This window comes from Planktotalea frisia, assembly GCF_001890925.1.
Classification (GTDB): Bacteria; Pseudomonadota; Alphaproteobacteria; order Rhodobacterales; family Rhodobacteraceae; genus Planktotalea; species Planktotalea frisia.
In genome coordinates this window covers 23,167-29,787 of record NZ_MLCB01000156.1, presented here as the reverse complement: position 1 = coordinate 29,787, position 6,621 = coordinate 23,167, and the positions used below count along the sequence as shown (strand labels likewise).

8 protein-coding genes are annotated in these 6,621 nt (G+C 55.3%); 7 read left to right on the top strand and 1 reads right to left on the bottom strand.

What is annotated here, in order from left to right; translation table 11 throughout:
- Nucleotides 1-211 precede the first annotated feature (211 nt).
- From rsfS to PFRI_RS13450, 7 genes are all read left to right on the top strand, one after another.
- Nucleotides 212-646 (top strand): ribosome silencing factor, encoded by a 435-nt coding sequence (gene rsfS / locus PFRI_RS13480; RefSeq protein WP_175549259.1) that lies wholly within the window; start codon nucleotides 212-214, stop codon nucleotides 644-646.
- A 1-nt stretch (nucleotide 647) separates the two neighbouring features.
- Nucleotides 648-1,118 (top strand): 23S rRNA (pseudouridine(1915)-N(3))-methyltransferase RlmH, encoded by a 471-nt coding sequence (rlmH, locus tag PFRI_RS13475; RefSeq protein WP_072631226.1) that lies wholly within the window; start codon nucleotides 648-650, stop codon nucleotides 1,116-1,118.
- Between the two features lie 58 nt (nucleotides 1,119-1,176).
- Nucleotides 1,177-2,694, top strand: coding sequence for a 2,3-bisphosphoglycerate-independent phosphoglycerate mutase (gene gpmI / locus PFRI_RS13470; RefSeq protein WP_072631225.1), 1,518 nt, complete (start codon nucleotides 1,177-1,179; stop codon nucleotides 2,692-2,694).
- The gene (locus PFRI_RS13465; RefSeq protein ID WP_072631224.1) at nucleotides 2,694-3,824 is read left to right on the top strand and encodes a murein hydrolase activator EnvC family protein; all 1,131 of its coding nucleotides are present in this window, start codon (nucleotides 2,694-2,696) and stop codon (nucleotides 3,822-3,824) included. Before gpmI ends, PFRI_RS13465 begins: the two co-directional genes overlap by 1 nt.
- A 4-nt stretch (nucleotides 3,825-3,828) precedes the next feature.
- Nucleotides 3,829-5,178: a S41 family peptidase gene (locus PFRI_RS13460; protein WP_072631223.1), complete on the top strand. Its 1,350-nt coding sequence runs from the start codon at nucleotides 3,829-3,831 to the stop codon at nucleotides 5,176-5,178.
- A gap of 109 nt (nucleotides 5,179-5,287) precedes the next feature.
- Nucleotides 5,288-5,668 carry a DUF1304 domain-containing protein gene (locus PFRI_RS13455; RefSeq protein ID WP_072631222.1) on the top strand — a complete coding sequence of 127 codons (381 nt, stop codon included), beginning with the start codon at nucleotides 5,288-5,290 and terminating at the stop codon, nucleotides 5,666-5,668.
- A 118-nt stretch (nucleotides 5,669-5,786) separates the two neighbouring features.
- Nucleotides 5,787-6,143 carry a DM13 domain-containing protein gene (locus tag PFRI_RS13450; RefSeq protein WP_245812385.1) on the top strand — a complete coding sequence of 119 codons (357 nt, stop codon included), beginning with the start codon at nucleotides 5,787-5,789 and terminating at the stop codon, nucleotides 6,141-6,143.
- On the opposite strand, the gene PFRI_RS13445 is transcribed toward PFRI_RS13450, so the two are convergent.
- Nucleotides 6,140-6,619 (bottom strand): DUF4188 domain-containing protein, encoded by a 480-nt coding sequence (locus tag PFRI_RS13445; RefSeq protein WP_072631221.1) that lies wholly within the window; start codon nucleotides 6,617-6,619, stop codon nucleotides 6,140-6,142. The genes PFRI_RS13450 and PFRI_RS13445 overlap by 4 nt on opposite strands.
- Between the last annotated feature and the right edge of the window lie 2 nt (nucleotides 6,620-6,621).

Sequence of the window (6,621 nt, the reverse complement as noted above, 5' to 3'; positions counted from 1 at the left end):
TCAGACAATTTCCGCGTCATAACCCATGAAAAAATTCGGGTTTTGGGGTAGCAGCGGTATAGTCGTCATTCCTTTGGCTTTTTTGCCTAATGTTCTTCATCTCAAAACCAGCAACACTGCCTCTCAAAATGCTGCACCTGCACAACTTGAGATTTCCCACCACCAGTGCTACATAATAAAAACCCAGCACCGGGGCAGAATCGGTGTGCTTATGGAGGACAGTGTCCTGTCTGTTAACACCGATGCGGCAACGGCCGCTGATCAAGGGTCCGCCACGATGACTGGCCCAAATGACACCAGCAGCGATGCGCTGCTGGCTTTTATCATGAATTCCCTCGAGGAAGACAAAGCTGAAGACATCGTGCAGATCGATTTGCGCGGTAAATCGGCGATTGGCGATTACATGCTGGTCTGCTCTGGCCGCTCCACGCGTCAGGTCGTTGCGATCTCTGAAAAGCTGCAAGACAAGATCAAGCAAGACCTTGGTCGCGCCTCCAAACTTGAAGGCAAAGGCAGCGGCGATTGGGTTCTTTTGGATACGGGCGACATCATCGTCCACGTGTTCCGCCCAGAAGTGCGCGAGTTCTACCAGATCGAAAAGATGTGGATGGGCGGCGAAGAGCCTATGCCACGGCCCACATCTTAAAATGAAAGTGCACATCTGTGCGGTCGGGCGTATGCGCGCTGGTCCAGAGAAGGTGCTTTTTGACGACTATCAAACGCGGTTTGATCGTACGGGTCGGGGCTTAGGTCTCGGCCCTTTGTCCGTTTTGGAGGTCGAAGATAAGAAAAGCCTCGGCATGGGCGCGGAAGCGGTTCTACTCGATCGCGTCATCCCCAAAGGTGCTGTTATCTGCGCGATGGATGAGCGTGGCACGGTCATGACCTCCCCCAAATTCGCCAACAAACTTGGCGATTGGCGCGATGCGGGGCGCTCTGATCTTGCCATCATTATCGGTGGCGCGGACGGGATTGACCCTGACCTGCGCAAGCGCGCTGATTTCAAACTCAGCTTCGGGTCGATGGTCTGGCCTCACATGCTTGCACGCGTGATGCTGGCCGAACAGCTTTACAGAGCGGCATCAATCCTCTCAGGCTCACCTTATCACCGCGTTTAGCTTTGCCTTGCCGCGTCGCTTTTCGTAGAAGGGGCAAAAGCCCAAGAAAGAGCCGAGCATGACCACTCCAAAACCCGTAGTTCTTTGCATTCTAGACGGCTGGGGCCTGTCCGATGACACCACCGCAAATGCGCCTGCTTTGGCCAACACCCCAAACTTTGATCGCATCATGCGCGAGGGACCGTCTGCGCAGCTAATAACCCACGGCCCTGACGCGGGTTTGCCAAGCGGTCAGATGGGCAATTCTGAAGTCGGTCACACCAACATCGGCGCAGGGCGCGTTGTAGCGATGGACCTCGGGCAGATTGATCTCGCCATTGAGGACGGCAGCTATTTTCAGGCTGAAGCTTTGGTCGCATTCATCGACACGCTCAAATCCAACGGTGGCACCGCGCATGTCATGGGCTTGCTTTCAGATGGTGGCGTGCATGGGATGCTGTCTCATTTGATCGCTTCCATCACGCATATCGCCGAGGCAGGCGTGCCCGTCGCGCTTCACCTGATCACTGATGGCCGCGACGTTGCGCCCTCTTCTGCGCTTGGCTACCTTGAAACGCTAGAAAGCGCCCTGCCCACAGGCGCAACCATCACGACAGTCTGCGGCCGCTACTATGCGCTGGATCGCGACAACCGATGGGAGCGCGTCAGCACCGCATTTGATGCAATGGTGAATGCCAAGGGCGAGGTGCAAGCAAACGCCAAAGCCACGATTGATGCCGCCTATGCCAAAGACATTACCGATGAGTTCATCCCCGCCACTGTGATCAATGGCTACACAGGTGCCAAAGACGGCGACGGCCTGTTCTGTCTAAACTTTCGCGCAGATCGCGCGCGCGAAATCCTTGCGGCACTCGCACAACCTGACTTCACACAGTTCGACACAGGCCTACGCCCTAAGTGGTCAACAACCCTTGGCATGGTCGAATACTCCCAATCCCATAACGCCTATCTCGATACAGTCTTCCCACCTCGCGACATACCCAACACGCTAGGCGCATGGGTCGCGAAACACGACAAACTCCAGTTCCGCTGCGCAGAAACCGAAAAATATCCCCATGTCACCTTCTTCATGAATGGTGGCATCGAGGTGCCGGAAGAGGGCGAAGACCGCTATATGGCGCCGTCCCCCAAGGTCGCCACATACGACATGCAGCCGGAAATGAGTGCGACAGAAGTCACAGACGCCTTCGTCGGCGCAATCAACGATGGTTACGATCTGATCATCACCAATTACGCCAACCCTGATATGGTTGGTCACACAGGCGATCTACAGGCCGCGATCAAAGCTTGCGAAGCAGTGGACACTGGCCTTGGCCGTGTTCTTGAAGCGCTTGAAAAATCTGGCGGCGCGATGATCGTCACCGCAGATCACGGCAATTGCGAACAGATGATCGACCCCGAAACAGGTGGCCCGCACACGGCGCACACAACCAACCCTGTACCTGTCGCACTCGTCGGTGGACCCAAAAACGCAACGCTTAGAAATGGCCGCCTCGCGGATCTCGCACCAACACTTCTGCAACTCATGGATCTGCCACAACCTATTGAGATGACCGGTGAAAGCTTGATCAAGTAATGCACCTCCTGCGCGCCCTTTTGATTGCTCTCACGCTCGCGACCCAAGCGACGGCGCAGGACAATCCCGGTGCAACTGCGCAAGCGGCCGCGGATCGCTTGCGCGCCGCTTCGACCCAACTTGAACAAGCGAAATCTGCAAGGGATCGTGTTAAAGCACTGACCGCAACCATCCAAGCGTTTGAAACAGGCCTAGACGCAATGCGCGAAGGCCTGCGCCTAGCCGCGACCCGTGAATCTGTGCTCACCCGCCAGCTCGCTGCGCGTGATGGCGAAGTCGCGGAGTTGCTCGCGGTTTTGCAAACCATCTCGCGGGCCCCCGCCCCTGTCCTTATGGCGCATCCCGATGGCCCCTCTGGCGCTGTGCGTTCTGGCATGTTGGTCGCGGAATTGACCCCTGCGCTGACTGCGCGCGCCAATGCCTTGCGCCGTGATGTTGAGGAAATGACGCTTTTGCGCACTTTGCAAGAAACCGCGACGGACGAATTACGCACGGCCCTTTCAGGTGTTCAAGACGCGCGCACGTCCCTAAGCCAAGCCATGGCAGATCGCACAAACCTCCCCAAGAAATTTACCGAAGACCCGGTGCGCACCGCAATCCTCATCAGCTCTACCGAAACGCTCGATGCCTTCGCTGGCGGTCTTAGCAAGATAACCACATCGGAGGCGCTCGGTCCCCTCCCAGACATTACCAACCTCAAGGGCCAACTCCCGCTCCCTGTTGAAGGTCTGGTTCTTAGACGCGCCGGCGAGGCCGATGCCGCTGGCATCAAGCGCCCCGGTGTTCTTATCGCGACGCGTCCACGTTCGCTTGTTACGACACCAACAACCGCAACAATTCGCTACCACGGCCCGCTGCTGGACCTCGGAAATGTTGTCATCCTTGAGCCGCAAGCTAACTTGCTGTTCATCTTAACTGGGTTAGACACGCTCTATGGCGAAATAGGCCAAGTGCTGCCCGCAGGCTTCCCAGTGGGCTTAATGGGCGGAAATAGTGACCAAATTGATCAGATCGTCTCACAAGGCAGTGATGGGGCTGGAAACACCCGCTCAGAAACGCTCTATATAGACGTAAGAGAGAATAACACATCTGTGGACCCGCTTTCGTGGTTCGCGGCAAACAAGGAATGAGCACATGAGAAAATTCATCATGGCCGCCGTGGGAGGCACTTTGGCCGGGATCGTCCTGACCACCCAAGTCGCCGCCCCTCTGCTGGCACAAGAAGCCGATAAGAAGGTTAACGTCTATGAACAGCTTGATCTGTTCGGTGACATCTTTGAACGCATCCGCGCGCAATACGTTGAAGAAGTCGATGAGGGCGATCTGATCGAAGCAGCGATCAACGGCATGCTCACATCCCTTGATCCGCATTCCTCTTATCTCTCTCCCGATGATGCCAACGACATGCGCGTGCAAACACGTGGTGAGTTCGGCGGCCTTGGTATCGAAGTCACGCAGGAAGAGGGCTTTGTCAAAGTTGTCTCTCCGATTGATGGCACACCAGCTGACGAAGCAGGTATCGAGGCTGGCGATTTCATCACACACGTCGACGGCGAAAGCATCCTTGGCTTCGCGCTTGATGAAGCAGTTGAGTTGATGCGCGGCCCTGTTGGGTCCGAGATCATCGTCACAATCGTACGTGAAGGCGAAGGTGAGCCGTTTGACGTCTCTATCGTGCGCGACACGATCAAGCTGACCGCTGTGCGCTCGCGCGCTGAGGGCCAAACAGTTGTTCTGCGTGTCACCACGTTCAACGACCAAACAACACCCAACCTTGAAGAAAAGCTCGCTAAAGAGGTCGAAGAACTCGGTGGCATGGAAAACGTCAACGGCTTCGTCATTGACCTGCGCAACAATCCCGGTGGTCTTTTGACCCAAGCGATCCGCGTTTCTGATGCATTCTTGGAGAAGGGCGAAATCGTCTCTACCCGTGGTCGTGACCCTGCGGACGGTGATCGTTTCAATGCAACGCCGGGTGATCTGGCAATGGGCAAGCCTGTTGTGGTTCTGATCAACGGCGGGTCTGCCTCTGCGTCTGAAATTGTTGCAGGTGCTTTGCAAGACCACCGCCGCGCGATTGTGATTGGCACCAAGAGCTTTGGTAAAGGTTCTGTTCAAACGGTCATGCCTTTGCGCTCAAACGGTGCGATGCGCCTAACGACAGCGCGCTATTACACGCCGTCTGGCCGCTCCATCCAAGCGCTTGGTGTCTCACCTGACATCATCGTGGAGCAACCCCGCCGCGCACCAGAGGCAGAGGCAGAGGATGAGGCAGATGAAGAGAGCATCTCCAACCGCCGCCGCTCTGAATCTGACCTGCGTGGATCTTTGAACAACGACAGCTTGTCCGAGGACGAAATCCGCCAGATCGAAGCTGACCGTGAGAAAGCAGAAACAGCCGCGAAGCTGCGCGAGGACGACTACCAACTGGCCTATGCCATCGACATCCTCAAAGGTCTCAGCGCCTTGGGTTCTGACAAGTAAGTTTCGGTCACATCAAAATCTGAAAGGGCAGTTCTGAAACGAGCTGCCCTTTTGCATTTGCGCCCAGTTACGGTATGGTTTTTCGAAACCATTAATACTGGAGCTTCCAATGAGACTTGCCGCCCTCGCGCTTATCGCGCTCATTGCGTTGCTGCATTTCTATATTGCTTGGTTTGAAATCTTTGCATGGACAACAATTGGCGCGCGCGTCTTCGATATGTTCCCGCCCGATCTCTTCGCGCAAACCACCCAACTCGCAGCCAACCAAGGAATCTACAACGCGTTCCTCGCCGTGGGCCTTGTCTGGGCACTCCTCATCAAAAACCCCAGCTGGCAAAAGAACGTCGCGAACTGCTTTCTCGGCTTCGTCCTCGTTGCAGGTGTATTTGCCAGCATCACCGTCGCCTTCAAATCCGGCCTGCCGCAAATGGTACCCTCCGCGATTGCACTCGTGCTTCTCAATTTAAATAAATCATCGAAAGACACATAACCTCATGCGCTGACTTATTACATTCCTCACCACTCACGCCATTGCGGTTGCCATCGGTTTCGCACTTGGTGTTTACCTTCTTCCCATTCTCACAGCGCCCAGCAGCCCGGATGCGGCGATGCTCGAAGAAAAGGCGCAAAGCGCTTTATTCACCGCGGAGCTCACCCGCGGCCTCAAAGGGAGCGATTTTCTCCATTGGGGCGAAGGCACCATTAGCGTCAGCACAACTGAAATCGTCCATGAGGGTAAACTCGCGCCTGGCCCTGACTACATGGTCTATCTCACCAATGAGTTCGTCGAAGACGAAGCTGAATTTGAAGTGATCAAAGATCAAGCGCGCCTCATTGGTCCCGTCAAAACCTTCGGTGGCTTCTTGCTAAGCGTCCCTGAGGGCGTCGATGTCAACGCCCACACGACTGTCGTTGTATGGTGCGAAAGCTTTGGCGAATTTATCACCGCAGCAAAGTACCGCTAAACGCGGTCTTTCAAACGACCCTGCGCCTCGCTCAAAGAACCGTCCGCAGAAACCAGATCTCCCACACGGCCCAGCCCGTGGGGGCGCATTCCTGAATAGACGTTTTCATACTCTCCCGCGCGCACCAGATAGGTTTCATGCCAAATTCCGATATCACCACGGGTCAGTTTCATACTTTTGTTGAAAGCACGCCACGCTGGGAAATGAGCATGCTCTTGCGACTTGGCATAGGCTTCCAAATACTCAAAGCTGCGCCAATATTGTACGATCAAACTTGGGCCTGCGTTGGTGTGGCCTAGAAAGCCAGTCTCTTCACTCGGTTGAATGGACAGTTCCTTCAACATCCTGGGCATCGCCATCACAACAGGAAGCCACTTGTGAACTTTCCACCAAGCATTAATTTTTACGCCAATGAGAAAAACGACAAAATCGCCCTCAAGTTGCGCTGTGACACGCTTGTCTATGATCTTCGACATCT